The sequence below is a fragment of the Pseudomonas sp. BJa3 genome, from assembly GCF_026343815.1.
Lineage (GTDB): Bacteria > Pseudomonadota > Gammaproteobacteria > Pseudomonadales > Pseudomonadaceae > Aquipseudomonas > Aquipseudomonas soli.
Genome location: NZ_JAOXMC010000009.1, coordinates 207,684 through 233,783, shown reverse-complemented (window position 1 = coordinate 233,783; position 26,100 = coordinate 207,684). Strand labels below are relative to the sequence as shown.

Below are 26,100 nucleotides of genomic sequence, written 5' to 3'. Positions count from 1 at the left end.
CCCTGGGGCGGGGCCTGCACCACGCTCGGCCCTTACAGGGTACGAGCCACCTGGACTTTCTCGAACACTTCGATCTTGTCGCCGACCTTGACGTCGTTGTAGCTCTTGACGCCAATACCGCACTCCATGCCGTTGCGTACTTCGGACGCATCGTCCTTGAAGCGACGCAGCGATTCCAGCTCGCCTTCGAAGATCACCACGTCGTCGCGCAGAACGCGGATCGGACGGTTGCGGTACACGGTACCCTCGATGACCATACAGCCAGCGATGGCGCCGAACTTCGGCGAACGGAACACGTCACGGACTTCGGCGACACCCAGGATGTTCTCGCGAACATCGCTGCCGAGCATGCCGGTCAGGGCCTTCTTGACGTCTTCGATGATGTCGTAGATCACGTTGTAGTAACGCATATCCAGACCTTCCTGCTCGACGATCTTGCGCGCGCCGGCATCGGCACGCACGTTGAAGCCGAACAGTACAGCGTTGGACGCCAGCGCCAGGTTGGCATCGCTTTCGGTGATACCACCGACGCCGCCACCGATGACGCGAACCTGAACCTCGTCGTTGCCCAGGCCGCCGAGCGAACCTTGCAGCGCCTCGAGGGAACCGCGCACGTCGGTCTTGAGGACGATGTTGAGGGTCTTCTTCTCTTCCTGACCCATGGTCTCGAAGATGTTTTCCAGCTTGCCGGCGTGAGCACGGGCCAGCTTGACCTCGCGGAACTTGCCTTGACGGAACAGCGCAACTTCACGCGCTTTCTTCTCGTCGGCAACCACCGACATCTCTTCACCGGCGTCCGGCGTACCATCCAGGCCGAGGATCTCGACCGGGATCGACGGGCCGGCTTCCTTCACAGGCTTGCCGTTCTCGTCGAGCATGGCACGCACGCGGCCATAGTTGGAGCCGACCAGGACCATGTCGCCCTGACGCAGGGTACCGTCCTGAACCAGGATGGTCGCCACCGGGCCACGGCCCTTGTCCAGACGCGACTCGACCACGACACCACGACCAGGTGCGGTCGGGGTGGCCTTGAGTTCGAGGATCTCGGCCTGCAGCAGTACCGCTTCGAGCAGTTCGTCGACGCCGGTACCCATCTTCGCCGAAACCTTGACGAACGGCGTGTCACCACCCCATTCCTCGGAGGTCACGCCTTCGACGGACAGCTCGTTGCGAATGCGGTCGAGGTCTGCGCCTGGCTTGTCGATCTTGTTCACTGCAACGACCAGCGGTACGCCAGCTGCCTTGGCATGCTGCACGGCTTCGCGGGTCTGCGGCATCACGCCGTCGTCCGCCGCCACCACCAGGATGACGATGTCGGTCGCCTTGGCACCACGGGCGCGCATCTGCGTGAACGCAGCGTGGCCAGGGGTGTCGAGGAAAGTAACCATGCCACGGTCGGTTTCGACGTGATAGGCACCAATGTGCTGGGTGATACCACCGGCCTCGCCAGCAGCAACCTTGGCACGACGGATGTAGTCGAGCAGCGAGGTCTTGCCGTGGTCGACGTGGCCCATGACGGTCACGACCGGCGCACGCGAAGTGGTTTCGCCTTCGAACTTCAGCGATTCGGCCAGGGAATCTTCCAGGGCGGTGTCGCTGATCAGGGTGACCTTGTGGCCCAGCTCTTCTGCTACCAGCTGAGCGGTTTCCTGGTCGAGCACCTGGTTGATGGTGACCGGAGTACCCATCTTGAACATGAACTTGACCACTTCAGCGCCCTTGACGGACATCTGGTTGGCCAGATCGGACACAGTGATGGTCTCGCCAATCGCCACGTCACGGATAACCGGGCCAGTCGGGCTCTGGAAGCCATGGGCATTGCGCTTCTTGCCTTTACCCTTGCCACCGCGGCGACGGAAGCCATCGCTTTCTTCATCGGTGGTACGCGGCGCGGCGCGCGGAGTCGGAGCCTTTTCCTTCTCCTTGACCTTGACCTTGACCGACATGCGCGGCGCTTCGCCGCGGCCGGCGGTAGCCTGGCCACCACCGCGACGATCGTCATCACGGCTACGGCTCTCGTTGCGACGAGTCTCGTCTTTCTTGCGTTCGGCAGCACGCGCAGCGGCGTCTTCGGATACCGGCGCGTTGGCCACTACCGGAGCGGCAACGGCAACAGGCTCAGCCTTGGCCGCTGGCGCGGCGGTCGGAGCTTCAGCGGCCTGACGGCGTGCCTGCTCCTCGTTGCGCTGGCGGACTTCGGCTTCGACTTTCTCGCGGGCTGCGTTCTCAGCCGCACGGCGCTCTTCCTGTTCGCGCTTCTGCTCAGCCTGGATCTCTTCCGGGCTGCGCTGCACGAATACTTTCTTCTTGCGTACTTCTACGCTGATGCTCTTGCTACCGGCGACACGCAGAGTGCTGGTGGTCTTGCGCTGCAAGGTAATCTTGCGCGGCTCTTCCGCCTTGCTCTTGTGGCTGCTCTTCAAATGAGTCAGCAGGGTCTGCTTCTCATTGTCGGTCACTACCTGACCGGCGTCGGTGTGCGGCAGACCTGCCTCACGCATCTGCTGCAGCAGGCGCTCTACCGGTGCCTCGACCTCTTGGGCCAGTTCTTTCACCGTGACTTGCGTCATGCACTTCTCTCCTCAGGCCGCGCCTAATTACTCGAACCAGTGGGCTCGGGCGGCCATGATCAACTTGCCGGCACGCTCTTCGTCGATGCCGTCGATGTCGAGCAGGTCGTCGATCGACTGCTCGGCCAGGTCTTCGCGGTTAACCACGCCGCGCACCGCCAGTTCCGCCGCCAGGTCCTTGTCCATGCCCTCGAGGGAGAGCAGGTCTTCGGCCGGATGGGCGTCTGCCAGTTTTTCTTCGGTAGCGATGGCCTTGGTCAACAAACGGTCCTTGGCTCGAGCGCGGAGCTCATTGACGATTTCCTCGTCAAAGCCATCGATGTTGAGCATTTCTTCCAACGGTACGTAGGCAATTTCTTCGAGACTGGTAAAGCCTTCGTCGACCAGCACTTGCGCCAGCTCCTCGTCGACTTCCAGTTCCTCGACAAAATTACGCAGGATGTCGCCGGTTTCAGCTTGCTGCTTGGCCTGGATGTCCTTCTCGGTCATCACGTTCAGGGTCCAGGCGGTCAGCTGGCTGGCCAGGCGGACGTTCTGGCCACCACGGCCAATCGCCTGGGCCAGGTTGTCCTCGGCAACGGCGATATCCATCGCATGGGCGTCCTCGTCAACGATGATCGCGGCAACCTCTGCCGGCGACATGGCGTTGATGACGAACTGCGCCGGGTTCTCGTCCCAGAGGACGATATCCACACGCTCGCCACCCAACTCGCCGGATACGGCCTGGACGCGCGAACCACGCATGCCGATACAGGCACCCTGCGGGTCGATGCGCTTGTCCTTGGAGCGGACGGCGATCTTGGCACGCGAACCCGGATCACGGGACGCGGCCATGACTTCGATGAGGCCTTCGGCGATTTCCGGCACTTCGATGCGGAACAGCTCGATCAGCATCTGCGGCGCAGTGCGCGACAGGATCAGCTGTGGGCCGCGGTTCTCGGTGCGGATTTCCTTGAGCAGCGCACGCAGGCGCACGCCGACACGGAAGGTCTCACGGGGAATGATGTCTTCGCGCGCCAGCAGCGCCTCGGCATTGTTGCCCAGGTCGACGATGACGTTGTCGCGGGTGACCTTCTTGACGGTACCGGAGATGATCTCGCCCACGCGCTCGCGGTAGGCATCGACCACCTGGGCGCGCTCGGCCTCACGGACCTTCTGCACGATGACCTGCTTGGCGGTCTGCGCGGCGATGCGACCGAACTCGATCGACTCGATCTTCTCTTCGATCACGTCACCGATCTTGGCATCCGGGTGCGTGTCCTGGATCTTTTCCAGCCAGGTCTCGATCGCCGGATCGTCCAGGTCGTTTTCGTCGACCACGGTCCAGCGGCGGAAGGTCTCGTAGCTACCGGTGTGGCGGTTGATTTCCACACGCAGGTCGACTTCGTCCTCAAAACGTTTTTTGGTTGCAGTGGCCAGGGCCACTTCCAGCGCTTCGAAAATGACGCCTGGCGGTACACCTTTCTCGTTGGATACCGATTCAACAACCAGCAGTACTTCTTTGCTCATCGTACGCCTCGCCTTGCGCAAGCCATTGGCCCCGGAACATCCGCCGGGCCCGGCACGTCTCAGTCAAAACTGGGAATAATATTGGCCTTGTCGATCGAGTCGATCGGCAACAGGAACTCGTGCTGGTCCACTTGCACCACCACATCCTGTTCCTCCACACCGCGGAGAAGGCCCTGGAAGTTACGACGGCCCTCGAAGGGCGTACGCAGCTTGATCTTCACCTGCTCGCCGGCATGCGCTGCAAACTGTTCTAACGTGAACAGCGGGCGGTCCATGCCTGGAGAGGACACCTCGAGGGTATATTCAGAGCTGATCGGATCTTCCACATCGAGGATGGCGCTGGCCTGACGGCTGACGGCTTCGCAGTCTTCCACCAGGATGCCGCCTTCCTTGTCGATGTAGATACGCAGTACCGAATGCTTGCCTTGGGAGACGTATTCGATCCCCCAGCATTGGTAGCCCAGGCCCTCGACAACCGGGGCCAACAAGGCCTGCAACTGTTCTAGCTTGCTCGACACCTGAACCCCCTCGTGCATGCTGTGCAAATAAAAAATGGGCGAAGCGCCCATCCCTGAAAGCGCCGTTGGACAACGACGCCAAAACTGTTCGGCTAGCAAAAAGCCCCTGAAAAGGGGCTCTGCTGAAGCTGGTTGCGGGGGCTGGATTTGAACCAACGACCTTCGGGTTATGAGCCCGACGAGCTACCAAGCTGCTCCACCCCGCGACAAAGCTGGGGCGAAAGTATAAGACTGAACCCAGTGCTGGGTCAATCCGACCTCCACCTGCAAGAAAGCCCGCTAAAGCGGGCTCTCATGCTTCAATTGGTACCGAGAAGGGGACTCGAACCCCTACACCCTATGGGCACAACCACCTCAAGGTTGCGTGTCTACCAATTCCACCACCTCGGCAATACTACATTTGAAACCCGTTACTGCTGCTCTTTGGCTGGAGGAGGTACATCACCAGAGTTGGTGGTTTCGCTCTTCTGCTGCTGGAGCACCGGTACATCATCATTGACTGCCGGCTTTGGCTCTTTGACTTCCAGCACTGCTGGATCTGGCAAACCGGCTTGAGTCAGCTGGTGTGCTTGCTGCTTGGCGAAGTATCCTAACCCAAGTGCAGTCAAAAAGAAAGTGGCAGCAAGTATAGCAGTAACTTTACTCAAAAAGGTAGCGGAACCTTGACTTCCGAACACAGTATTTGAAGCACCTGCGCCGAAAGATGCACCTGCTTCCGCACCTTTACCCTGTTGCAGCAGCACCATGACTACCAGTGACAGTGCTGCCAACAGATGAAAAACAACTACGACTGTTTCCAGCATTTTTCAGTTTCCTGCGGCGCGACAAATTGCACCGAATTCGTCTGCATTCAGGGACGCTCCACCAATGAGCCCCCCATCGATATCCGGCATGCCGAACAGTTCGGCCGCATTAGCCGCCTTCACGCTGCCGCCGTAGAGAAGCCGCACCTTGCGGGCAACTTCGGCGTCCTTTTCCGCCAACTGCTTGCGGATGGCTGCATGCACATCCTGGGCTTGCTGGGGCGAGGCCGTCAAACCTGTACCAATGGCCCAAACAGGCTCATAGGCAATTACTGCATTGGCAAAAGCGGCGATACCGAACACGTCGATTACACTACTTAGTTGACGCCCTACAACTTCTAGCGTCTTGCCTGCTTCACGCTCGGCGAGAGTTTCCCCTACACAGAGCACTGGCGTCAAACCACTTTTCTGTGCGGCTGCAAACTTTTGATTCAGCACTTCGTCGCTTTCACCGATAATTTGGCGACGCTCCGAATGGCCGATCAACACCAACTTGCAACCGACTTCTGACAACTGACTCGGTGCAACTTCACCGGTCAGTGCACCCTGTTCGGGCTGTACCGCAGAATTCTGTGCTCCAACGATGATCCCCTTGCCTTTCAGCCCATCAACAACTTCATTGATGAACAGGGCCGGTGGAAACACCGCGACTTCGATACCGTCGGGAATGAGCATTTTACCCAACCCCTGAGTCAGCTCAGCGACGCTGGCGCGGGTACCGTGCATCTTCCAGTTACCAGCTACCATGGGGCGACGCATGCTTTACCTCGTCGGTCAAAGTGGGCGCAGATCTTACCCAACCCGATCTGCGCTGGCAAGCCTCTTTCAGGCACAAACTTCTTCAACGAGCTTGGCCAGGGCCTCGGCATGGCCGCGCACCTGGGTTTCGTCATCACCTTCGACCATCACCCGCACCAACGGCTCGGTACCGGACTTGCGCAGCAGCACTCGACCGCGACCGGCCATGGCCTCGGTCGCCTTGGCGCTGGCCTCTTTGACCAACGGGTTTTCCAGGGGATCGCTCTTGCCCGCGGCAAAGCGCACGTTGATCAGCACCTGCGGGCACTTGCGCACCGCCTGGCGGGCCTGGGCGAGGTTCTCGCCACGGCGCTTGAGCGCCATCAGCACTTGCAGCGCGGCGATAATCGCATCTCCCGTGGTGGTGTGGCTGCCGCAGACGACATGCCCGGAATTTTCGCCACCCAGCAGCCATTCGCGTTCGAGCAGCTCGGCCATCACGTAGCGATCACCAACCTTGGCGCGCACGAACGGAATATCAAGCTCCTTGAACGCCAATTCCAGGCCCAGGTTGCTCATCAGCGTCCCGACCACACCACCCTGCAGCTTTCCACGCTCCTGCATGTCGCGACCGATGATGAACAGCAACTCGTCGCCATCGACGATCGTGCCTGTGTGATCAACCATCAGCACGCGGTCACCATCGCCATCAAAGGCAATGCCGATGTCCGCATGCCCGACCAGCACCGCAGCCTGCAGCGACTCGATATGGGTCGAACCACAGCCCTCGTTGATGTTCAGGCCGTCTGGCGCCGCGTGCAGCACCGTGACTTCGGCGCCGAGCTCACGGAACACGCTCGGCGCCACCTTGTAGGTGGCACCATGCGCGCAGTCCACCACGATCTTGAGGCCTTCGAAACTGGTGCTGCTAGGCACGCTGCTCTTGCAGAACTCGATATAGCGCCCCGCCGCGTCGTTGATGCGCGAAACCTTGCCCAGCTTGCTGGACTCGACGACGGACATCGGCTGGTCGAGCAGTTCCTCGATCATCAGCTCGACTTCGTCCGGCAGCTTGGTACCGGCACCGGAGAAGAACTTGATGCCATTATCATCATGCGGATTGTGCGAAGCACTGATGACGATACCCGCTTCGGCATGGAAGGTGCGGGTCAGGTAGGCGATGGCAGGCGTCGGCATCGGCCCGAGCAGCATCACGTCGGCGCCGGCCGCAGACAGTCCGGCCTCCAGCGCGGATTCGAACATATAGCCCGAGATACGGGTGTCCTTGCCCACCAGCACACGGCAATTGCCTTGCTTGCGGAAGGCCATGCCCGCCGCCCAGCCGAGTTTCAGCATGAAGTCCGGGGTGATGGGGAACTGGCCAACGCGACCACGGATACCATCGGTACCAAAGTATTTTCTGCTCATAGTGACTCCAATGTTCTTATTCGGCGCTCTGCACGGCCGCGATCATGCGCACCACGTCGACGGTTTCCGCCACGTCATGCACCCGCAGGATGCTCGCACCCTTGGTCATGGCCAATGCCGCCAGCGCCAGGCTACCGCACAGGCGCTCACCGACGGGGCGGCCCAGCGCGAGACCGATCATGCTCTTGCGCGAGACGCCTACCAGGAGCGGCCTGCCGAGGCGATAGAGCGCTTCCATGTGTTTGAAAAGGCTGAGGTTGTGCTCGAGGGTCTTGGCAAAGCCGAACCCCGGATCGAGGATGATGCGCTCAGCCCCGATGCCCGCCGCCGCACAGGCGGCCATACGCTGTTCAAGATAGCGCGTAACATCGGCTGTCACATCTTCGTACTGTGGATTGTCCTGCATGTTGCCCGGCTCGCCACGCATGTGCATGAGACACACCGGCAAGCCGGTATCCGCCGCCGCATCAAGCGCACCGTCGCGCTCCAGGGCGCGCACGTCATTGATCAAGCCAGCACCGAGGCGCGCGGATTCGCGCATGACCGCAGGTGTCGAGGTATCGACCGAAATGACCACGTCGAGCCGGCTGTTGATCGCCTCGACAATCGGCGCCACACGCTCCAGCTCCTCGGTAGGCGAAACGGCGCGGGCACCCGGGCGGGTGGATTCGCCCCCCACGTCGATCAGGGTCGCTCCGGCCGCCACCATCTCCTCGGCATGACGCAGGGCCGCATCGCGCTGACTGAAGCGCCCACCATCGGAGAACGAGTCTGGGGTGACATTGAGGATACCCATGACATGGGTACGGGACAAATCAAGAACCCGGTTGCCGCAAGGCAACCGGGTCGGGTACTGCTGTGAGGTCATAGAAACCCTTAGTGCTGAGCCGCTGGACCGCCGATCGGCGACTCCGGACGATCATCCTGGGAAGCTTGCTTGCCAGAGGTCCCGGCATCGTTGTCCCAGTCACGTGGCTCACGTGGAGTGCGGCCCGCCATGATGTCGTCGATCTGGTCGGCATCGATGGTTTCGTACTTCATCAAGGCCTCGGCCATGGCGTCGAGCTTGTCGCGATTGTCGGTGAGGATCTGCTTGGCCGTGGCATAGCACTGGTCGATGATGCTGCGCACTTCGGAGTCGATCATCTTCGCCGTCTCGCCGGAAACGCTGGCATGCTGGCTACCCGCGCTGCGGCCGAGGAACACCTCGCCCTCTTCTTCGGCGTACATCAGCGGCCCGAGTTTTTCGGACAGGCCCCACTTGGTGACCATGTTCCGGGCAATCTGGCTCGCACGCATGATGTCGTTGGAGGCGCCAGTGGTCACACCATCGAAGCCCAGGGTCATCTCTTCAGCGATACGACCGCCGTAAAGCGAGCAGATCTGGCTGATCAGCGCACGCTTGGACAGGCTGTAACGGTCTTCTTCCGGCAGGAACATGGTCACACCCAGAGCACGACCACGCGGAATGATCGACACCTTGTACACCGGATCATGCTCGGGGACGACACGGCCGACGATGGCGTGGCCAGCTTCGTGGTAAGCGGTGTTCTGCTTCTCTTTCTCGGACATGACCATGGTCTTGCGCTCGGCGCCCATCATGATCTTGTCCTTGGCCAGCTCGAACTCCTTCATCTCGACTACGCGCTTGCTGGAACGGGCAGCGAACAGCGACGCCTCGTTGACCAGGTTGGCCAGGTCGGCACCGGAGAAGCCAGGGGTACCGCGGGCGATGACCGCCGCGTTGACGTTCTCGCCGATTGGCACCTTGCGCATGTGCACTTTGAGGATCTGCTCGCGACCACGGATGTCCGGCAGGCCGACCACAACTTGGCGGTCGAAGCGACCGGGACGCAGCAGCGCCGGGTCGAGCACGTCGGGACGGTTGGTGGCGGCGATGACGATGATGCCATCGTTCATCTCGAAGCCATCCATTTCGACCAGCAACTGGTTCAGGGTCTGCTCACGCTCGTCGTGACCGCCGCCCATGCCGGCGCCACGGTGGCGGCCGACGGCGTCGATCTCGTCGATGAAGATAATGCAAGGAGCATGTTTCTTGGCCTGCTCGAACATGTCGCGCACGCGGCTGGCACCCACGCCGACGAACATCTCGACGAAGTCGGAACCGGAAATGGTGAAGAACGGCACCTTGGCTTCGCCGGCGATGGCCTTGGCCAGCAGGGTCTTACCGGTACCGGGCGGGCCGACCATCAACACACCGCGAGGAATGCGGCCACCCAGGCGCTGGAACTTGCCTGGGTCACGCAGGAACTCGACCAGCTCGCCAACTTCTTCCTTGGCCTCGTCGCAACCAGCAACGTCAGCCAGGGTAGTCTTGACCTGATCTTCGGACAGCAGGCGCGCCTTGCTCTTGCCGAAGCTCATCGGGCCGCCTTTACCACCGGCACCGCCCTGCATCTGGCGCATGAAGAACATGAACACGGCGATGATCACCAGGATCGGGAAACTGGCCACCAGCAACTGGGTCCAGATGCTCTGCTGCTCAGGCTGCTTGCCTTCGACGGTGACGTGGTTATCGACCAGGTCGCCGATCAGGCCGTTATCGGTGATGGCCGGGCGGACGGTCTTGAAGTTGTCGCCGTCGGTGCGCTTGCCGGTAATGATGTAGCCGTCGACGGTCACGCGCTCGACCTTGCCATCCTTGACCTGCTGGATGAAGTCGGAATAGTTGAGGGTCTGCGGCTCGTTAGGGCTCGAGAAGTTGTTCATCACCGTCACCAGGACGGCGGCGATGATCAACCAGAGGATCAGATTCTTTGCCATGTCGTTCAATTCGCTACCCTCTGAGGCCGGCGCACGACGCAGCCGTGCCTCGCATGATATTCATCGCCCTAACTTACTACATTACCCACGCATCCGCAGGCACCGTCTGTAACCCTTTGTGAAAGCTAGACTACACGAAGTTCGGACGATCCAGACGGAGCCGCCGATTGGAAATAACTATCGGCAACCCCGCAGCACGCCTTTCACGCTCCCTTGAAACCCTTGCCCAACAGGTACTGTTCGCGGGAGCGATCCCGCGAGGACGACGGCTTGCGCATCTGCACCTTGTCGAACTTGCTGCGCACGTCCTTCAGGTACATGTCGAAACCCTCGCCCTGGAAGATCTTGATCAGGAAATCCCCGCCGGGCTTGAGCACGCGGGTAGCCAGATCCAGGGCCAGTTCACAGAGGAACATGGCACGCGGCATGTCCACCGCGGGCGTACCACTCATATTGGGGGCCATATCGGAAATCACAAGGTCTACGTGCGAATCACCGACCGCCTGCAGGATCTGCTGCAACACTTCGTCCTGGGTAAAGTCGCCCTGGATGAAGGTAACGTCCGGGATCGAGTCCATTTCCAGGATGTCCGAGGCGATCAACCGCCCTTGGCCACCAATCAGACGACTGGTCACCTGCGACCAGCCACCTGGCGCTGCGCCGAGGTCGATCACGCTCATGCCGGGGCGGATCAGGCGGTCTTTTTCCTGGATCTCCAGCAGTTTGTAGCTCGCACGCGAGCGGTAGCCATCCTTCTGCGCCTGTTTCACAAAAGGATCGTTGAAATGCTCTCGCAGCCAGTTTGCGCTGCTTTTGGAACGTTGTACCACGGGGCACCTCGATGATATGCGTCGTGTTTGACTGGGCGGAGCCAGGGGCCCTCGGGTAAAATGCCCGTCAATTTTACAGAATCAGACGAAAAGGGTCAGATTATGCCGCTCAATAACGAGCAGAAGAAGCAATACAAGTCCATTGGTCATGACCTGAAGCCGGTCCTGATCGTTGCTGGCAACGGCGTGAACGAAGGCGTCGCCGCCGAACTGGAACGCGCCCTGGCCGATCACGAGCTGATCAAGGTCGAAATCCGTTCGGAAGACCGTGAAGAGCGCGCCGCCGCGATCGCCGAACTGTGCAAGGTCGGCCGCGCCGAGCTGGTGCAAACCATCGGCAAGAAGGCGCTGATCTACCGCAAGAACCCACAGCCGAACAAGCAGCTGTCCAACATCCACCGCTTCAAGTAACGGTGGCGCCGATCAGTGGCGCGCCTTGCGCGCCCTGACCGGAACCGGCTGGGCCACCAGCACGATGCCGGAAAAACCCAGCACCAAAAAGCAGAACATCTGCCAGCGTTCGCCCACGGAGATCCCGTAGCGCAGAGTGTAGTAGCTGACGCAGGCAGCAAAACCGAGCAACAGCATCTGGCCGCGAAATTGCCGCCACCAGGCCGCCAGGCCATCCACCCTCGCCAATACCGCCAGCTGGGTCAACAGCCCGAGCATTGCCACGCCGATCAACCAACGGTCGATCTGTGCAGCAATGTCGTGCACCAGCAACGGCGCCAGGCCACTGACTTTCAGCGCAGGCACCAGCCCCACGTGGAACACCCACAGGCCGCCGACCCAGAAAACCTGGGCCAGCTGCCAGAGGATCCCCTCGAGGGATGGCGCCCGCAGGCGCCGGTCAGATGTGCTTGACTTCGACAATCTCGTACTCGACCGTACCGTTCGGCGTCTTCACGACCACCGTGTCACCTTCTTCCTTGCCAATGATGGCACGGGCGATAGGTGCACCGCTGGAAAGCTTGCCTTTCTTCACGTCGGCTTCATCTTCGCCAACGATCTGGTAGGTCACCTGATCGCCGGTTTCAGTGTTCTCCAGATCGACAGTGGTGCCGAAGATGACCTTGCCGGTGTGGGCAATGGTGGTCACGTCGATCACCACCGAGTTCTGCAGGCGGCCTTCGATATCGCGAATACGCGCCTCGACCATGCCCTGCTCCTCACGGGCGGCATGGTATTCGGCGTTTTCCTTGAGATCGCCCAGCTCGCGGGCCTCACCGATAGCCTGGCTCAGGCGCGGGCGCTCGGTCTTGCTCAGGAACAGATGCTCTTCTTCCAGGGCGCGAGCGCCCTGGACGGTCATCGGGTACTTGGTAATGCTCATGCTTTGAGTCCTGCATGCAGATCCTGCAGGCGACGAACGGTCTTTTCCGGACCGAATTTCAGCGCCTCGCAGATGGCTTCACCGGCCGCAATGGTGGTGGTGCAGTAAATCTTGTGCTGCAGCGCATTGCGACGAATCGAGTAGGAGTCGGCGATCGACTGGCGGCCTTCGGTGGTGTTGATGATCAGCGACACTTCGTCGTTCTTGATCATGTCGACCACGTGTGGGCGACCCTCGGTCACCTTGTTCACACGGCGCACTTTCAGGCCGGCCGCTTCGATAACCTTGGCGGTACCTGCAGTTGCAACCACTTCGAAGCCCAGGGCGATCAGGTCGCGGGCAACGCCAGCCACTTGCGGCTTGTCGTCGTCGCGCACGCTGATGAACGCGGTACCGCCGGTCGGCAGCACTTCGCTGGCGCCCATCTGGGCCTTGGCGAAGGCTTCACCGAAGCTGTCGCCGACACCCATGACTTCACCGGTGGATTTCATCTCAGGGCCGAGGATCGGGTCAACCCCTGGGAACTTGGCGAACGGGAAGACGGCTTCCTTCACGCTGTAGAAGTTCGGGATGATTTCCTGGGTGAAGCCCAGTTCTTTCAGGGTTTTACCAGCCATGACGCGCGCGGCGATCATCGCCAGCGAGGTGCCGATGCACTTGGACACGAACGGCACGGTACGCGAGGCGCGCGGGTTGACCTCGATCACGTAGATCTTGTCGCCCTGCAGGGCCAGCTGCACGTTCATCAGGCCGACCACGCCCAGTTCCAGGGCCATTTTCTTGACCTGTACGCGGACTTCGTCCTGCACTTCCTTGCTCAGCGAGTAAGGTGGCAGCGAGCACGCCGAGTCACCGGAGTGAACGCCGGCCTGCTCGATGTGCTGCATGATCGCGCCGATCACCACGTCGGTGCCGTCGCAGACCGCATCCACGTCCATCTCGATGGCGCAGTTGAGGAAGTGGTCGAGCAGCACCGGGCTGTCGTTGGACACTTGCACCGCTTCACGCAGGTAACGCTTGAGCTCGTCCAGCTCGTAGACGATCTCCATCGCACGGCCGCCCAGCACGTAGGACGGGCGCACCACCAGCGGGTAGCCGATAGTGCCGGCCGCCTTGATGGCTTCGTCTTCGCTGCGCACGGTGGCGTTTGGCGGCTGCAGCAGGTTCAGGCGCTGAACCATCTGCTGGAAACGCTCGCGGTCTTCGGCGCGGTCGATGGCGTCCGGGCTGGTGCCGATGATTGGCACGCCGGCTTCTTCCAGGGCACGGGCCAGTTTCAGCGGGGTCTGGCCGCCGTAGTGGACGATGACGCCCTTCGGCTTCTCGACGCGGCAGACTTCCAGCACGTCTTCCAGGGTCAGCGGCTCGAAGTACAGACGGTCGGAGGTGTCGTAGTCGGTGGAGACGGTTTCCGGGTTGCAGTTGACCATGATGGTCTCGTAACCGTCTTCACGCAGTGCCAGCGCTGCGTGCACGCAGCAGTAGTCGAACTCGATGCCTTGGCCGATACGGTTCGGCCCACCACCCAGGATCATGATCTTGTCGCGGGTCGACGGGTTGGCCTCGCACTCTTCCTCGTAGGTCGAGTACAGGTAGGCGGTGTCGGTGGCGAACTCGGCGGCGCAGGTGTCGACGCGCTTGTACACCGGGAACACTTCCAGCTTGTGGCGGTGACGGCGCAGGTTCTTGTCGGTGATGCCGAGCAGCTTGGCCAGGCGCTGGTCCGAGAAGCCCTTGCGCTTGAGGCGCAGCATGTAGTCCTTGTCGATCGCCGACAGGGCCAGGGTCTTGACCTTCTCTTCTTCCTTGATCAGGTCTTCCATCTGCACCAGGAACCACAGGTCGATGCCGGTCAGCTGGAAGATTTCCTCGATGGTCATGCCCGAACGCATGGCATCGGCGACATACCAGATACGCTCGGCACCCGGCACGGTCAGTTCGCGCTTGAGGATGCTGGCGGCTTCCGGGCTGGCCAGGTCGACTTTCGGGTCGAGGCCGCAGGCGCCGACTTCCAGGCCACGCAGGGCTTTCTGCAGGGATTCCTGGAAGGTACGGCCGATGGCCATGACTTCACCGACAGACTTCATCTGGGTGGTCAGACGGGCGTCGGCCTTGGGGAACTTCTCGAAGGCGAAGCGTGGCAGCTTGGTGACGACGTAGTCGATCGACGGCTCGAAGGACGCCGGGGTACGGCCGCCGGTGATGTCGTTCTGCAGTTCGTCCAGGGTGTAGCCGATGGCCAGCTTGGCGGCGATCTTGGCGATCGGGAAGCCGGTGGCCTTGGACGCCAGGGCGGACGAACGCGAAACACGCGGGTTCATCTCGATCACGACCATGCGGCCGGTGTTCGGGCAGATGCCGAACTGCACGTTGGAACCACCGGTTTCGACACCGATTTCACGCAGCACCGCCAGCGAGGCGTTGCGCATGATCTGGTATTCCTTGTCGGTCAGGGTCTGTGCCGGAGCCACGGTAATCGAGTCACCGGTGTGCACGCCCATCGGGTCGAAGTTTTCGATGGAGCAGACGATGATGCAGTTGTCCTTCTTGTCGCGGACCACCTCCATCTCGTATTCCTTCCAGCCGATCAGCGATTCGTCGATCAGCAGTTCCTTGGTCGGCGACAGGTCCAGACCACGGGTGCAGATTTCTTCGAACTCTTCACGGTTGTAGGCAATACCGCCACCGGTGCCGCCCATGGTGAAGGACGGGCGGATGATGCATGGGAAGCCGAGCTTCTCGAGGACCGCATTGGCCTCTTCCATGCTGTGGGCGATACCCGAGCGCGGGCACTCAAGGCCGATATCCTTCATGGCCTTGTCGAAGCGCGAGCGGTCTTCGGCCTTGTCGATGGTGTCGGCGTTGGCACCGATCATCTCTACGCCGAACTTTTCCAGAACGCCATGGCGCTCCAGGTCCAGGGCGCAGTTCAGCGCGGTCTGGCCGCCCATGGTCGGCAGGACGGCGTCCGGACGCTCTTTTTCGATGATCTTGGCCACCGATTGCCATTTGATCGGCTCGATGTAGGTGGCGTCGGCCATGGCCGGGTCGGTCATGATGGTGGCTGGGTTGGAGTTCACCAGGATGACGCGGAAACCTTCCTCGCGCAGGGCCTTGCAGGCCTGGGCGCCGGAATAGTCGAACTCACAGGCCTGGCCGATCACGATCGGGCCAGCGCCGAGAATCAGGATGCTTTTGATGTCTGTACGTTTTGGCATGGTGGTCACTCAAATCCGGGGTCAGTCGGCAAGCCGCTTTGAACAATCTGGGTCAGGCGCTTCCGGGCGCGGCACAAGCCGGCCCGGGGCCTTGAAGCAGGATGCTCAGCGGCGCTTGGCCATGGCATCGGTGAAACGATCGAACAGTGGCGCGACGTCGGTCGGGCCCGGGCTCGCTTCAGGGTGGCCCTGGAAGCTGAACGCGCTCTTGTCGGTGCGCTCGATACCCTGCAGGGTGCCGTCGAACAGCGACTTGTGAATGGCGCGTACGTTAGCCGGCAAGGTGGCTTCGTCGACGGCAAAGCCGTGGTTCTGGCTGGTGATCATGACCACGCCGGTGTCCAGGTCCTGGACCGGGTGGTTGGCACCGTGGTGGCCATGGCCCATCTTCACGGTCTTGGCGCCGGAGGCCAGGGCCAGCAGCTGGTGGCCGAGGCAGATGCCGAAGACCGGAATCTCGGTTTCGAGGATTTCCTTGATCGCCTGGATGGCGTAGTCGCATGGCTCCGGATCACCAGGGCCGTTGGACAGGAACACACCATCGGGGTTGAGCGCGAGCACTTCGCTGGCCGGGGTCTGGGCTGGCACCACGGTCACGCGGCAACCACGCGCGACCAGCATGCGCAGGATGTTCAGCTTGACGCCGTAGTCAAAGGCAACCACGTGGTAAGGCAGGTCGGCAGCGTCGATGGTCGGGTGGCTGTCGGTCTTCAGTTCCCACACGCTGGAACGCCACTCGTAGCGCTCCTTGGTGGAAACGACCTTGGCCAGGTCCATGCCCTTCAGGCCCGGGAAGGCACGGGCAGCGGCGATGGCCTGCTCTTCGGTGATGTTGTCACCGGCGAGGATGCAGCCGTTCTGGGCGCCCTTTTCACGCAGGATACGGGTCAGGCGACGGGTATCGATACCGGCGATGGCGACAACGTTGTTGGCCTTGAGGTACTCAGGCAGCGACTGGGTATTGCGCCAGTTGCTGGCCAGCAGCGGCAGGTCGCGGATGACCAGGCCGGCGGACCAGACGCGGTTGGATTCGGCGTCTTCCGGGGTAGTGCCGGTATTGCCGATGTGCGGGTAGGTCAGGGTGACGATTTGCTGCGAGTAGGAAGGGTCTGTAAGGATTTCCTGGTAGCCGGTCATAGCGGTGTTGAATACCACCTCACCAACGGTCTGACCGTCGGCACCAATGGCTTCACCGCGAAAAATACTGCCGTCGGCAAGGGCGAGTATGGCTGGCTTTGTCAAGAAGACCTCCCGTAAATCAAGCATGAAAGGGCGATCGCAGGTTGCAAAAAAGCGGAGTGACGTATGGACACGTCACCCCGCTTTTAAGTGCTGAATTCAATTCGCTGCGCGCTTTTAGTGGACACACTAAAGCTGTAGCTTACAGAAAAGTGCGTTTTCGGTCTACCGTAGATGTGTCTCTAAAACACACCAATGCGACAAGGGGCTGCCAGGCAGCCCCACGGCATCAACGCAGTTCGAGCACGTCTTGCATGTCGTACAGGCCAGGCTCGCGCCCTTCCAGCCACAGCGCAGCGCGCACGGCGCCCTTGGCGAACGTCATGCGGCTGGAGGCCTTGTGGGTGATCTCCAGGCGCTCGCCTTCGGCGGCGAACAGTACAGTGTGGTCACCGACCACATCACCGGCACGCACGGTGGCGAAACCGATGGTCTTGCGATCACGAGCACCGGTCTGGCCTTCGCGCCCATAAACCGCCACTTCCTGCAGGTCACGCCCCAACGCATTGGCAACCACTTCACCCATGCGCAGCGCGGTCCCCGACGGCGCATCGACCTTGTGCCGGTGATGGGCCTCGATGATCTCGATATCCACATCATCGCCCAGCACCCGGGCCGCCATGTCCAGCAGCTTGAGGCTGAGGTTCACGCCCACGCTGAAGTTCGCGGCGAAGACGATCGGGATTTCCTTGCCCGCCTCCGCCAGCAGCTCTTTCTCTTCCGGCGTGAAACCGGTGGTGCCGATGACCATGGCCTTGCCTGCCTTGCGGCAGAACGCCAGGTTCTTCAGGGTCACCGAAGGATGCGTGAAGTCAATCAGCACATCGAACTCGTCGGCGACCTTGGCCAGGTCATCGCAGATCGGCACGCCGATACGCCCCAGGGCCGCCAGTTCGCCGGCATCGGCCCCGACCAGCGAGCTGTCCGGGCGATCGATCGCCGCCGTCAGCCCGGTCTGGGGCGCCTGCTGCTGCACAGCCTCGACGAGGGTCTTGCCCATCCGCCCCGCCGCGCCCATTACCGCAATACGTCGCATAGCCTGTTCCTTCTCAGAGATCGCCGAAGAAGCGCTTCACACCCTCGAACCAGCCGCTGGCCTTGGGCGAATGGGAGCTGTCGCCTTCCAGCGAATCGCGCAGCTCTTCGAGCAGCTCGCGCTGGCGACGGCTGAGGTTGACCGGCGTTTCCACCGCCACTCGGCACAGCAGGTCGCCTGCCGCGCCACCGCGCACCGGTGCCACGCCCTTGCCACGCAAGCGGAACTGCTTGCCGGTCTGGGTACCTTCGGGGATCTTCAGCTTCACGCGACCATCGAGGGTCGGCACTTCCAGCTCGCCCCCCAGGGCGGCATCGGTATAGCTGATCGGCACTTCGCAGTAGAGGTGCTTGCCGTCGCGCTGGAAGATCGGGTGCTCGCGCACATTGACGACCACGTACAGGTCACCGGTAGGGCCGCCATGGGCACCCGCCTCGCCTTCGCCGGACAGGCGGATGCGATCGCCGGTATCGACGCCAGCCGGCACCTTGACCGACAGGGTCTTGTATTCCTCGACACGGCCTTCGCCGTGGCACGAGCCGCAAGGGTCGGTGATGATCTTGCCCTGGCCGTGGCAGCGCGGGCAGGTCTGCTGCACCGCGAAGAAGCCCTGCTGCATGCGCACCTGGCCGATACCGCCACAGGTCGGGCAGGTCGACGGGGTCGAGCCCTTCTTGGCGCCGGAGCCATCGCACGGCTTGCAGTTGACCAGCGTGGGGACGCGGATATTGACCGTGGTACCGCGCACCGCCTCTTCGAGATTGAGCTCGAGGGTGTAGCGCAGGTCGCTGCCACGCTGGGCGCCGCCACGACCACCACCACGACCACCGCCGAAGAAATCACTGAAGACATCGCCGAAGATATCGGAGAAGTTGGCACCACCGAAGCCGGCACCGCCGCCGCCCATGCTCGGGTCGACGCCGGCATGGCCGTACTGGTCGTACGCCGCACGCTTGCTGGCATCCGACAGCACTTCGTAGGCCTCGTTGGCCTCCTTGAACAGGTCTTCGGACTCTTTGTCACCCGGGTTGCGGTCAGGGTGGTACTTCATCGCCAGACGGCGGTAGGCCTTCTTCAGATCACCTTCACTGGCGCCACGCTCGACACCCAGGACTTCATAAAAATCACGCTTTGCCATAGGTCATTTGCACTCTTGGGGGCGTTCGGCATACCTCTGCGCATCGGTGCGCCATGCCGTCAGCACCTGCCGCCATACGCGAATGCGCCCAGACAGATGCTGTAAATAATTCTCGTGTTCCAGACACGCCAACGCGGGAGCAAGCCCCCGCGCGGCGACATCCTACCAGCTCACCGGCAAACGACGGTGAACTGGGCGACAACATGCAGGATTTACTGCTTGTTGTTGTCTTTTACTTCTTCGAACTCGGCGTCAACCACGTCGTCATGCTTGGCTTCCGGCTCGGCCTGCTGGGCGCCGCCCTGCGGTTGCTCGGCCTGTTGCTCGGCGTACATCTTCTGGGCAACAGGGGCCGAAACCTTGGACAGCTCCTCGACCTTGGCGTCGATGGCAGCCTTGTCGTCGCCCTTGACGGCGGCTTCCAGGGCTACCACGGCGGCCTCGATGGCAGTTTTCTCTTCGGCGGTGACCTTGTCACCCGCTTCAGTGATCATCTTGCGGGTCGAGTGGACCAGCGCGTCACCCTGGTTACGGGCGGCGGCCAGCTCTTCGAACTTGCGGTCTTCCTCGGCATTGGCCTCGGCGTCACGCACCATTTTCTCGATTTCTTCGTCGGACAGGCCGGAGTTGGCCTTGATCACGATCGACTGCGCCTTGCCGGTGGCCTTGTCCTTCGCACCGACGTGCAGGATGCCGTTGGCGTCGATGTCGAAGGTCACTTCGATCTGCGGTACGCCACGTGGAGCCGGCGGAATATCGGCCAGGTCGAACTTGCCCAGCGACTTGTTCTGCGAAGCTTGCTTGCGCTCGCCCTGCAGCACGTGGATGGTCACGGCGCCCTGGTTGTCATCGGCGGTCGAGAACACCTGCGACTTCTTGGTCGGGATGGTGGTGTTCTTCTCGATCAGCGCGGTCATCACGCCACCCATGGTTTCGATACCCAGGGTCAGCGGGCTGACGTCCAGCAGCAGTACGTCCTTCACGTCACCAGCCAGAACGGCGCCCTGGATGGCGGCACCCATGGCGACGGCTTCGTCCGGGTTGACGTCCTTGCGCGCTTCCTTGCCGAAGAAGTCGGCAACGGCTTTCTGCACCATCGGCATACGGGTCTGGCCACCGACCAGGATCACGTCGTCGATCTTGCTGGCATCGATGCCGGCGTCCTTCAGGGCGATTCGGCATGGCTCGATGGTACGGTTGACCAGGTCTTCGACCAGCGACTCCAGCTTGGCGCGGGAGATCTTCACGTTCAGGTGTTTCGGACCGGTTGCGTCTGCAGTGATGTACGGCAGGTTGACGTCGGTCGACTGGGCCGAGGACAGCTCGATCTTGGCTTTTTCAGCGGCTTCTTTCAGGCGCTGCAGGGCCAGGGGATCGTTCTTCAGGTCCATGCCGGACTCTTTCTTGAACTCGTCGACGAGGTAGTCGATCAGGCGCATGTCAAAGTCTTCACCACCCAGGAAGGTGTCGCCGTTGGTGGCCAGTACTTCGAACTGGTGCTCACCGTCGACTTCGGCGATTTCGATGACCGATACGTCGAAGGTACCACCACCCAGGTCATAGACGATGACGGTGTGGTCGCCCTTGCCCTTGTCCATGCCGTAGGCCAGCGCGGCGGCAGTCGGTTCGTTGATGATGCGCTTGACGTCCAGGCCAGCGATGCGGCCGGCGTCCTTGGTCGCCTGGCGCTGGCTGTCGTTGAAGTAGGCCGGCACGGTGATGACCGCTTCGGTGACAGGCTCGCCGAGGTAGTCTTCGGCGGTCTTCTTCATTTTCTTCAGGACTTCGGCGCTGATCTGCGGCGGCGCCATTTCCTTGCCGGAAGCCTCGACCCAGGCATCACCGTTGTTGGCCTTGACGATCTTGTAAGGCACCAGCTTGATGTCTTTCTGGACGACGTCTTCTTCAAAGCGGCGGCCGATCAGGCGCTTCACCGCAAACAGGGTGTTGTGCGGGTTGGTGACCGCCTGGCGCTTGGCCGACTGGCCAACCAGGATTTCGCCGTCGTTGGCGTAGGCGATGATCGAAGGCGTGGTGCGCGCGCCTTCGGCGTTCTCGATGACCTTGGCGGTGCCGTTTTCCAGCACGGAGACGCAGGAGTTGGTGGTCCCCAGGTCGATACCGATGATTTTACCCATGATGATTCTCCCGAAACTTGAATTTGGTAGCAGTGACTGCTTTGGCCATCTGCGCTAATACTTGAAGGCTTGACACCTAGATGGGGGCGCCCGGAAAGATTTCAAGCCTTTTCATTGATCGAAGGCTGCGCAGCGCTCGGCGCCTTGCTGACCACCACCATGGCGGGGCGCAGCAGGCGGCCGTTGAGCAGGTAGCCCTTCTGGAACACATTGATCACGCTGTTCGGCTCGACATCGGCGCTTTCCTGCATGGCCATCGCCTGGTGGTGTTCGGCGTTGAACGGCTGACCGTGCGGATCGACGGCCTCAAGGTTGTAGCGCTTGAGGGTGTCCTGGAACATCTTCAGGGTCAGCTCGACACCTTCACGGATCTTCTTGACGTTCTCGTCTTCGGCGCTGGAGTGCGCCAGGGCCAGCTCCAGACTGTCGATCACCGGCAACAGGTCGGAGGAGAATTTCTCCAGGGCGAACTTGTGCGCCTTCTCGACGTCCTGCTCGGCACGGCGACGGATGTTCTGCAGGTCGGCGGCGGCGCGCAGGGATTGATCCTTGGCGGCGGCCAGCTGCTCTTCGAGCTCCAGAACGCGCGCGTCGGCGGTTGCTGCACCGGCTTCTTCGGAATTCAGGTTCTTCTCATCCAGCTGTTCGTCAGCCATTGGGTTTCTCCTCCACGATTTCTGTCGTGCGAGCCAGGCTCGCCATGTCATGCCGGCTATATGGGGTCGGAAAAACCAGGTTCAAGGGGGCAGGTGCTTTTCTACATTCGTCGACCGGCTATTGGCAGACTCGCGAAAAGCACTGTATAAATATCCAGACACGACCCCTCGGGAGCCGCCCCAATGCTGGTGCACCTGTCCATCCACAACTACGCCATCGTCGAACACCTCGACCTCGAGATCGCCCGCGGCATGTCCGTCATCACCGGCGAGACCGGGGCCGGCAAGTCGATCATGCTCGACGCCCTCGGCCTGGCCCTTGGCGATCGCGCCGACAGCGGCGTGGTGCGCCCGGGCACCGACAAGGCGGACATCCTCGCCACCTTCGACCTGGTCGACATCCCCGAGGCGCACGCCTGGCTCGCCGAGCGTGACCTGGAAAGCGACGGCCCGTGCATCCTGCGCCGGGTGATCACCGCCGAGGGCCGCAGCCGCGGCTACATCAATGGCACCCCCTGCCCGCTGGGCGACCTCAAGGCGTTGGGCGAGCTGCTGATCGACATCCACAGCCAGCACGAACACCAGTCACTACTGAAAACCGACACCCATCGCCGCCTGGTGGACGAGTACGCCGGCGCCACCGACCTGGCCCGCCAGGTGCAGTTGGCCGCCAAGCGCTGGAACCAGACGCGCCAGGAGCTGGAGCGCCTGAGCAACTCCGGCGACGAGCAGCGGGCGCGCCACCAGTTGCTCAGCTACCAGCTGGAAGAACTCGACAACCTCGGCCTTGGCGAAAACGAGCTGGAACAGCTGGAGCAGGAGCACAAGAACCTGACCAACGCCGAGGCACTCTTCGGCATCTGCCGCCAGGTCATCGAGCAGTGCAGCGAAAGCGATTCGGGCAACGTACTGAGCGCCCTGACCATGAGCCTCAATCGCCTCGGCGCGGTAGGCAATGCACCCAAGGCACTGGGCGAGGCGGTCAACCTGATTGCCAGCGCGCAGATCCAGGTGGAGGAGGCCGTCGGCGAACTCAACCGCTTCCTCGACAACTTCGATGCCGACCCGATGCGCCTGCAGACCCTCGAAGAACGCCTGGACACTATCTATACCCTCGCGCGCAAACACCGCGTGCACCCCACCGAACTTCCGCACCTGCAACAGCGACTGATGGAAGAGCTGGAGGGCCTGAATGCCAGCGACGAATCGATCGAGCGGCTGGGCGAGGAGCTCGCGGCCTTCGCCCAGCACTATAAAGAGAAGGCCATTGAGCTCAGCGCCCTGCGCCAGCAGGCGGCCAAACAGCTGGCCACCGCAGTGGAGCAGGAAATCCAGCGCCTGGGCATGCCAGGCGGGCGTTTCTGCATCGAACTCACCCCCTTCGAAAGCACTGACCTCTCGCCCCACGGCCTGGAGCAGATCGAGCTGCTGGTCAGCGCCAACCCTGGTCAGCCACTCAAGGGCCTGGCCAAGGTGGCCTCAGGCGGCGAGCTGTCACGCATCAGCCTGGCGATCCAGGTGATCACCGCACAGACTTCACGCATTCCGACCCTGGTATTCGACGAAGTCGACGTGGGTATCGGCGGCCCGACCGCCGAGATCGTCGGCCAATTGCTTCGCCGCCTCGGCGAACGCGGCCAGGTGCTGACCGTGACCCACCTGCCACAGGTAGCCGCCCAAGGGCATCACCACCTGTTCGTGCACAAGGTGCGCAACAGCGACACCACACACACCGCCGTGGCCAGCCTGGGCAAGCGCGAGCGGGTCGAGGAAGTGGCGCGGATGCTGGGCGGCATCGACCTCACCAAGGAGTCGCTGGCCCATGCGCGCAAGATGGTGGTGACCAGCAAGACCTGAGCGGCCGAAGCGAGCCCAACCCAAAACGCACAAAGGCGACCCGAAGGTCGCCTTTGTCGTCAATAACGATTCAATCGTTACTTCTTTTTACGTACGTACAGCACCAGATTGTGGTCCACCAGCTCGAAGCCATGCTCGGCAACAATCTCTTTCTGGCGCTTCTCGATTTCGGCATCGAAGAATTCAATGACTTCACCGCTGTCCACGTTGACCATGTGATCGTGGTGCTTGCCATCCGCCAGCTCGAACACCGCGTGGCCGCCATCAAAGTTGTGGCGCTCCACCAGGCCCGCCGCTTCGAATTGGGTCAGTACGCGGTACACGGTCGCCAGACCGACATCTTCGCCAGCTTCCATCAGCGCCTTGTACACATCCTCGGCACTCATGTGACGCTGCTCGGCGGAGTCGAGCATCTGAAGAATCTTTACTCGAGGCAGGGTTACCTTGAGGCCCGCTTTGCGCAATTCGCTATTTTCAACCATGGTCAGCTTTCTCGCCGATGCTGCTTCGCAGCTTCTCTTAATACGGGTATGATCGGGGTTTACGTTGTCCAGCCAAGATAGTGGAAGTCGCCCACCGATGCAAAACACCAAGCTCTTGCTAAACAGCCTCACCCTCGTGGGACTGCTCGCACTCGCCGGTTGCTCGTTTCCCGGGGTTTACAAAATCGACATCCAGCAGGGCAATGTCGTCACGCAGGACATGATAGACCAATTGCGCCCGGGAATGACCCGCCGACAAGTAAGGTTTATCATGGGTAACCCCCTGCTGCAGGACACTTTCCACACCAATCGCTGGGATTACCTCTACAGCCTGCAGCCTGGCGGCGGCCAGCGCCAGCAAGAGCGCATGAGCATTTTCTTCAACGAGAACGACCAACTGGTCAACCTCTCAGGCGACTTCATGCCAGGCGTCAGCCGCGACCAGGAAATCCTCGGCGGCAGCGGCGACACTACAGTCAACCCGGACAAGCAACCGAGCCAATCCGAGAAGCCGGCCAAGCCAGGCTCGCTGGAAGACTCGCTGCAAAAGGAAATCGACAACGTCGAGACCACCCCGGTGCCAACACCAGCACCGCTGGAAACTTCGCCGCAGTAAATGCGCCGATACTAAAAAGCCCGGATCGTTTCCGGGCTTTTTATTGCCTGCATGAATGACGGAGTTTACTCACCCGCCACGCGCACCCTCAACCATTGAGCTGCTTGGCCCGCTGGCAGAAGGCATCGACCATAGTGTTGGCTGCCTGGTTGAACAGTGGCCCCAAGGTGGCCCGCACCAGGGCACCGGCGTAGTCGAACGACAGGTCGAGGCTGATCTTGCAGGCCTTTTCTCCCAGCGACTTGAACACCCACAGCCCATGCAACTGGGTGAACGGCCCCTCTTCCAGGTTCATCTCGATCGACTGCCCCGGCACCAGCACATTGCGCGTGATGAACTGCTGGCTCATGCCACCCTTGGCCACTTCCAACCTGGCGCGCATGTGCGTATCACTGGCCTCGAGCACTGTGGACGCCGAGCACCAGGGCAGGAACTCCGGGTAGCTCGCCACATCGTTGACCAGGTTGTAGAGCGCCTGGGCAGGGTACGGCAGCAGAGCGGAGCGTTGAATATGGGTAGTCATCCAGGCGTCACTTCCAAACTGGGCGGCAGCGCTTGTCAGCGCCTTGAAAACGGCTCTGCGCGGCAGAGCGTGGGTTGCATTGTCCGGGATTCACACAACAGGCTCAAGCGCAGCTAAACCCCGTAGCCGAGGACGCGGCGACTGCCTATAATGCCGCCCCTATGGCTAAACAAAAGAAGCATCCGACCGGGACCATCGCGCAGAACAAGAAAGCGCGACACGATTACTTCATCGAACACAAGTTCGAGGCCGGGCTGGTCCTGTCCGGCTGGGAAGTAAAAAGCCTGCGGGCCGGCAAGGCGCACCTGACCGACAGCTACGTGCTGCTCAAGGATGGCGAAGCCTGGCTGTTCGGCAGCCACATCACCCCACTGAACACCGCCAGCACCCACGTCATTGCCGACCCCATCCGCACCCGCAAGCTGCTGCTGAACAAGCGCGAGCTCGAGCGCCTGGAAGCGGCCGTGGCGCAGAAGGGCTACACCTGCGTGGCGATGTCGCTGTACTGGAGCAAGCACCTGATCAAGTGTGAGATCGCACTCGGCAAGGGCAAGAAGGAGTTCGACAAGCGCGATACCGTGCGCGAGCGCGACTCCAACCGCGAGCTGCAGCGCACGATGCGCAACAAGGGCAAGGAAGAGTAAGGCTCGGCCTGACCTTTCCCGTGGGAGCGGGCTTGCCCCG

The 26,100-nt window shown here is 61.6% G+C and carries 23 protein-coding genes and 2 tRNA genes; 4 read left to right on the top strand and 21 right to left on the bottom strand.

The window, feature by feature from the left end; all coding sequences use genetic code 11:
- Positions 1-32: 32 nt before the first annotated feature.
- The 11 genes from infB to rlmE all read right to left on the bottom strand — a co-directional run bounded on the left by infB (position 33) and on the right by rlmE (position 11,180).
- A complete protein-coding gene (gene infB, locus OH705_RS13875) occupies positions 33-2,570 on the bottom strand; it encodes a translation initiation factor IF-2 (protein WP_023629338.1) in 2,538 nt (845 codons plus the stop codon).
- Positions 2,571-2,597: 27 nt separating this feature from the next.
- Positions 2,598-4,079, bottom strand: a complete 1,482-nt coding sequence (nusA, locus tag OH705_RS13870) for a transcription termination factor NusA (protein ID WP_038706865.1) — start codon at positions 4,077-4,079, stop codon at positions 2,598-2,600.
- A gap of 59 nt (positions 4,080-4,138) precedes the next feature.
- Positions 4,139-4,597 carry a ribosome maturation factor RimP gene (rimP, locus tag OH705_RS13865; protein WP_038707604.1) on the bottom strand — a complete coding sequence of 153 codons (459 nt, stop codon included), beginning with the start codon at positions 4,595-4,597 and terminating at the stop codon, positions 4,139-4,141.
- Positions 4,598-4,726: 129 nt separating this feature from the next.
- Positions 4,727-4,803 (bottom strand) — tRNA-Met (locus tag OH705_RS13860).
- Positions 4,804-4,901: 98 nt separating this feature from the next.
- Positions 4,902-4,987: transfer RNA gene (locus tag OH705_RS13855), tRNA-Leu, on the bottom strand.
- A 20-nt stretch (positions 4,988-5,007) separates the two neighbouring features.
- The gene (gene secG / locus OH705_RS13850; protein ID WP_077418140.1) at positions 5,008-5,400 is read right to left on the bottom strand and encodes a preprotein translocase subunit SecG; all 393 of its coding nucleotides are present in this window, start codon (positions 5,398-5,400) and stop codon (positions 5,008-5,010) included.
- 3 nt (positions 5,401-5,403) lie between these two features.
- Positions 5,404-6,159, bottom strand: coding sequence for a triose-phosphate isomerase (gene tpiA / locus OH705_RS13845; RefSeq protein WP_077418144.1), 756 nt, complete (start codon positions 6,157-6,159; stop codon positions 5,404-5,406).
- A 66-nt stretch (positions 6,160-6,225) separates the two neighbouring features.
- Entirely contained in the window at positions 6,226-7,566 is a 1,341-nt protein-coding gene (gene glmM / locus OH705_RS13840) for a phosphoglucosamine mutase (protein WP_267302371.1), read from the bottom strand.
- A gap of 16 nt (positions 7,567-7,582) precedes the next feature.
- Positions 7,583-8,434, bottom strand: a complete 852-nt coding sequence (folP, locus tag OH705_RS13835; RefSeq protein ID WP_267302370.1) for a dihydropteroate synthase — start codon at positions 8,432-8,434, stop codon at positions 7,583-7,585.
- Positions 8,435-8,442: 8 nt separating this feature from the next.
- Positions 8,443-10,350, bottom strand: a complete 1,908-nt coding sequence (gene ftsH, locus OH705_RS13830; protein WP_038706866.1) for an ATP-dependent zinc metalloprotease FtsH — start codon at positions 10,348-10,350, stop codon at positions 8,443-8,445.
- A gap of 203 nt (positions 10,351-10,553) precedes the next feature.
- The gene (rlmE, locus tag OH705_RS13825; RefSeq protein WP_011532133.1) at positions 10,554-11,180 is read right to left on the bottom strand and encodes a 23S rRNA (uridine(2552)-2'-O)-methyltransferase RlmE; all 627 of its coding nucleotides are present in this window, start codon (positions 11,178-11,180) and stop codon (positions 10,554-10,556) included.
- Between the two features lie 102 nt (positions 11,181-11,282).
- Here rlmE and OH705_RS13820 point away from each other — a divergent pair, with 102 nt between their 5' ends.
- Positions 11,283-11,591, top strand: coding sequence for a YhbY family RNA-binding protein (locus OH705_RS13820; RefSeq protein ID WP_027595032.1), 309 nt, complete (start codon positions 11,283-11,285; stop codon positions 11,589-11,591).
- A gap of 12 nt (positions 11,592-11,603) precedes the next feature.
- Here OH705_RS13820 and OH705_RS13815 read toward each other — a convergent pair whose 3' ends face one another.
- The 8 genes from OH705_RS13815 to grpE form a co-directional block, all read right to left on the bottom strand.
- A complete protein-coding gene (locus tag OH705_RS13815; protein WP_082120347.1) occupies positions 11,604-12,053 on the bottom strand; it encodes an MFS transporter in 450 nt (149 codons plus the stop codon).
- On the bottom strand, positions 12,031-12,513 hold the full coding sequence (gene greA / locus OH705_RS13810; RefSeq protein WP_082120346.1) for a transcription elongation factor GreA: 483 nt from the start codon (positions 12,511-12,513) through the stop codon (positions 12,031-12,033). The genes OH705_RS13815 and greA overlap by 23 nt, the downstream gene beginning before the upstream one ends.
- Positions 12,510-15,731, bottom strand: a complete 3,222-nt coding sequence (gene carB, locus OH705_RS13805; RefSeq protein WP_031314636.1) for a carbamoyl-phosphate synthase large subunit — start codon at positions 15,729-15,731, stop codon at positions 12,510-12,512. Before carB ends, greA begins: the two co-directional genes overlap by 4 nt.
- 105 nt (positions 15,732-15,836) lie before the next feature.
- Positions 15,837-16,973, bottom strand: a complete 1,137-nt coding sequence (gene carA / locus OH705_RS13800) for a glutamine-hydrolyzing carbamoyl-phosphate synthase small subunit (RefSeq protein ID WP_023629348.1) — start codon at positions 16,971-16,973, stop codon at positions 15,837-15,839.
- A 226-nt stretch (positions 16,974-17,199) separates the two neighbouring features.
- A complete protein-coding gene (gene dapB, locus OH705_RS13795) occupies positions 17,200-18,006 on the bottom strand; it encodes a 4-hydroxy-tetrahydrodipicolinate reductase (RefSeq protein WP_038706867.1) in 807 nt (268 codons plus the stop codon).
- A gap of 13 nt (positions 18,007-18,019) precedes the next feature.
- Complete coding sequence (gene dnaJ / locus OH705_RS13790; protein WP_028691264.1) at positions 18,020-19,144, bottom strand: molecular chaperone DnaJ; 1,125 nt, start codon at positions 19,142-19,144, stop codon at positions 18,020-18,022.
- Between the two features lie 212 nt (positions 19,145-19,356).
- The gene (gene dnaK, locus OH705_RS13785; protein WP_023629351.1) at positions 19,357-21,282 is read right to left on the bottom strand and encodes a molecular chaperone DnaK; all 1,926 of its coding nucleotides are present in this window, start codon (positions 21,280-21,282) and stop codon (positions 19,357-19,359) included.
- A gap of 101 nt (positions 21,283-21,383) precedes the next feature.
- On the bottom strand, positions 21,384-21,938 hold the full coding sequence (gene grpE, locus OH705_RS13780; protein WP_023629352.1) for a nucleotide exchange factor GrpE: 555 nt from the start codon (positions 21,936-21,938) through the stop codon (positions 21,384-21,386).
- A gap of 183 nt (positions 21,939-22,121) precedes the next feature.
- On the opposite strand from grpE, the gene recN reads away from it, so the two are divergent.
- The gene (recN, locus tag OH705_RS13775; protein WP_094012246.1) at positions 22,122-23,795 is read left to right on the top strand and encodes a DNA repair protein RecN; all 1,674 of its coding nucleotides are present in this window, start codon (positions 22,122-22,124) and stop codon (positions 23,793-23,795) included.
- Between the two features lie 77 nt (positions 23,796-23,872).
- On the opposite strand, the gene fur is transcribed toward recN, so the two are convergent.
- Positions 23,873-24,277 (bottom strand): ferric iron uptake transcriptional regulator, encoded by a 405-nt coding sequence (gene fur / locus OH705_RS13770; RefSeq protein ID WP_028691268.1) that lies wholly within the window; start codon positions 24,275-24,277, stop codon positions 23,873-23,875.
- A gap of 97 nt (positions 24,278-24,374) precedes the next feature.
- Here fur and OH705_RS13765 point away from each other — a divergent pair, with 97 nt between their 5' ends.
- Entirely contained in the window at positions 24,375-24,893 is a 519-nt protein-coding gene (locus OH705_RS13765; protein WP_023629354.1) for an outer membrane protein assembly factor BamE, read from the top strand.
- A gap of 88 nt (positions 24,894-24,981) precedes the next feature.
- Here the strand turns inward: OH705_RS13765 and OH705_RS13760 are convergent, their stop codons facing one another.
- Positions 24,982-25,416, bottom strand: a complete 435-nt coding sequence (locus OH705_RS13760; protein WP_267302369.1) for a type II toxin-antitoxin system RatA family toxin — start codon at positions 25,414-25,416, stop codon at positions 24,982-24,984.
- A 161-nt stretch (positions 25,417-25,577) separates the two neighbouring features.
- Between OH705_RS13760 and smpB the strand changes: the two genes are divergently transcribed.
- Positions 25,578-26,060: an SsrA-binding protein SmpB gene (gene smpB / locus OH705_RS13755; protein ID WP_023629355.1), complete on the top strand. Its 483-nt coding sequence runs from the start codon at positions 25,578-25,580 to the stop codon at positions 26,058-26,060.
- Positions 26,061-26,100 lie beyond the last annotated feature (40 nt).

Excerpts from the sequence above, each read along its gene's own strand:
- infB (WP_023629338.1), bottom strand. The coding sequence starts at position 2,570 with ATGACGCAAGTCACGGTGAAAGAACTGGCCCAAGAGGTCGAGGCACCG.
- nusA (WP_038706865.1), bottom strand. The coding sequence starts at position 4,079 with ATGAGCAAAGAAGTACTGCTGGTTGTTGAATCGGTATCCAACGAGAAA.
- secG (WP_077418140.1), bottom strand. The coding sequence starts at position 5,400 with ATGCTGGAAACAGTCGTAGTTGTTTTTCATCTGTTGGCAGCACTGTCA.
- tpiA (WP_077418144.1), bottom strand. The coding sequence starts at position 6,159 with ATGCGTCGCCCCATGGTAGCTGGTAACTGGAAGATGCACGGTACCCGC.
- glmM (WP_267302371.1), bottom strand. The coding sequence starts at position 7,566 with ATGAGCAGAAAATACTTTGGTACCGATGGTATCCGTGGTCGCGTTGGC.
- folP (WP_267302370.1), bottom strand. The coding sequence starts at position 8,434 with ATGACCTCACAGCAGTACCCGACCCGGTTGCCTTGCGGCAACCGGGTT.
- ftsH (WP_038706866.1), bottom strand. The coding sequence starts at position 10,350 with ATGGCAAAGAATCTGATCCTCTGGTTGATCATCGCCGCCGTCCTGGTG.
- OH705_RS13820 (WP_027595032.1), top strand. The coding sequence starts at position 11,283 with ATGCCGCTCAATAACGAGCAGAAGAAGCAATACAAGTCCATTGGTCAT.
- greA (WP_082120346.1), bottom strand. The coding sequence starts at position 12,513 with ATGAGCATTACCAAGTACCCGATGACCGTCCAGGGCGCTCGCGCCCTG.
- carB (WP_031314636.1), bottom strand. The coding sequence starts at position 15,731 with ATGCCAAAACGTACAGACATCAAAAGCATCCTGATTCTCGGCGCTGGC.
- dapB (WP_038706867.1), bottom strand. The coding sequence starts at position 18,006 with ATGCGACGTATTGCGGTAATGGGCGCGGCGGGGCGGATGGGCAAGACC.
- dnaJ (WP_028691264.1), bottom strand. The coding sequence starts at position 19,144 with ATGGCAAAGCGTGATTTTTATGAAGTCCTGGGTGTCGAGCGTGGCGCC.
- dnaK (WP_023629351.1), bottom strand. The coding sequence starts at position 21,282 with ATGGGTAAAATCATCGGTATCGACCTGGGGACCACCAACTCCTGCGTC.
- grpE (WP_023629352.1), bottom strand. The coding sequence starts at position 21,938 with ATGGCTGACGAACAGCTGGATGAGAAGAACCTGAATTCCGAAGAAGCC.
- recN (WP_094012246.1), top strand. The coding sequence starts at position 22,122 with ATGCTGGTGCACCTGTCCATCCACAACTACGCCATCGTCGAACACCTC.
- fur (WP_028691268.1), bottom strand. The coding sequence starts at position 24,277 with ATGGTTGAAAATAGCGAATTGCGCAAAGCGGGCCTCAAGGTAACCCTG.
- OH705_RS13765 (WP_023629354.1), top strand. The coding sequence starts at position 24,375 with ATGCAAAACACCAAGCTCTTGCTAAACAGCCTCACCCTCGTGGGACTG.
- OH705_RS13760 (WP_267302369.1), bottom strand. The coding sequence starts at position 25,416 with ATGACTACCCATATTCAACGCTCCGCTCTGCTGCCGTACCCTGCCCAG.
- smpB (WP_023629355.1), top strand. The coding sequence starts at position 25,578 with ATGGCTAAACAAAAGAAGCATCCGACCGGGACCATCGCGCAGAACAAG.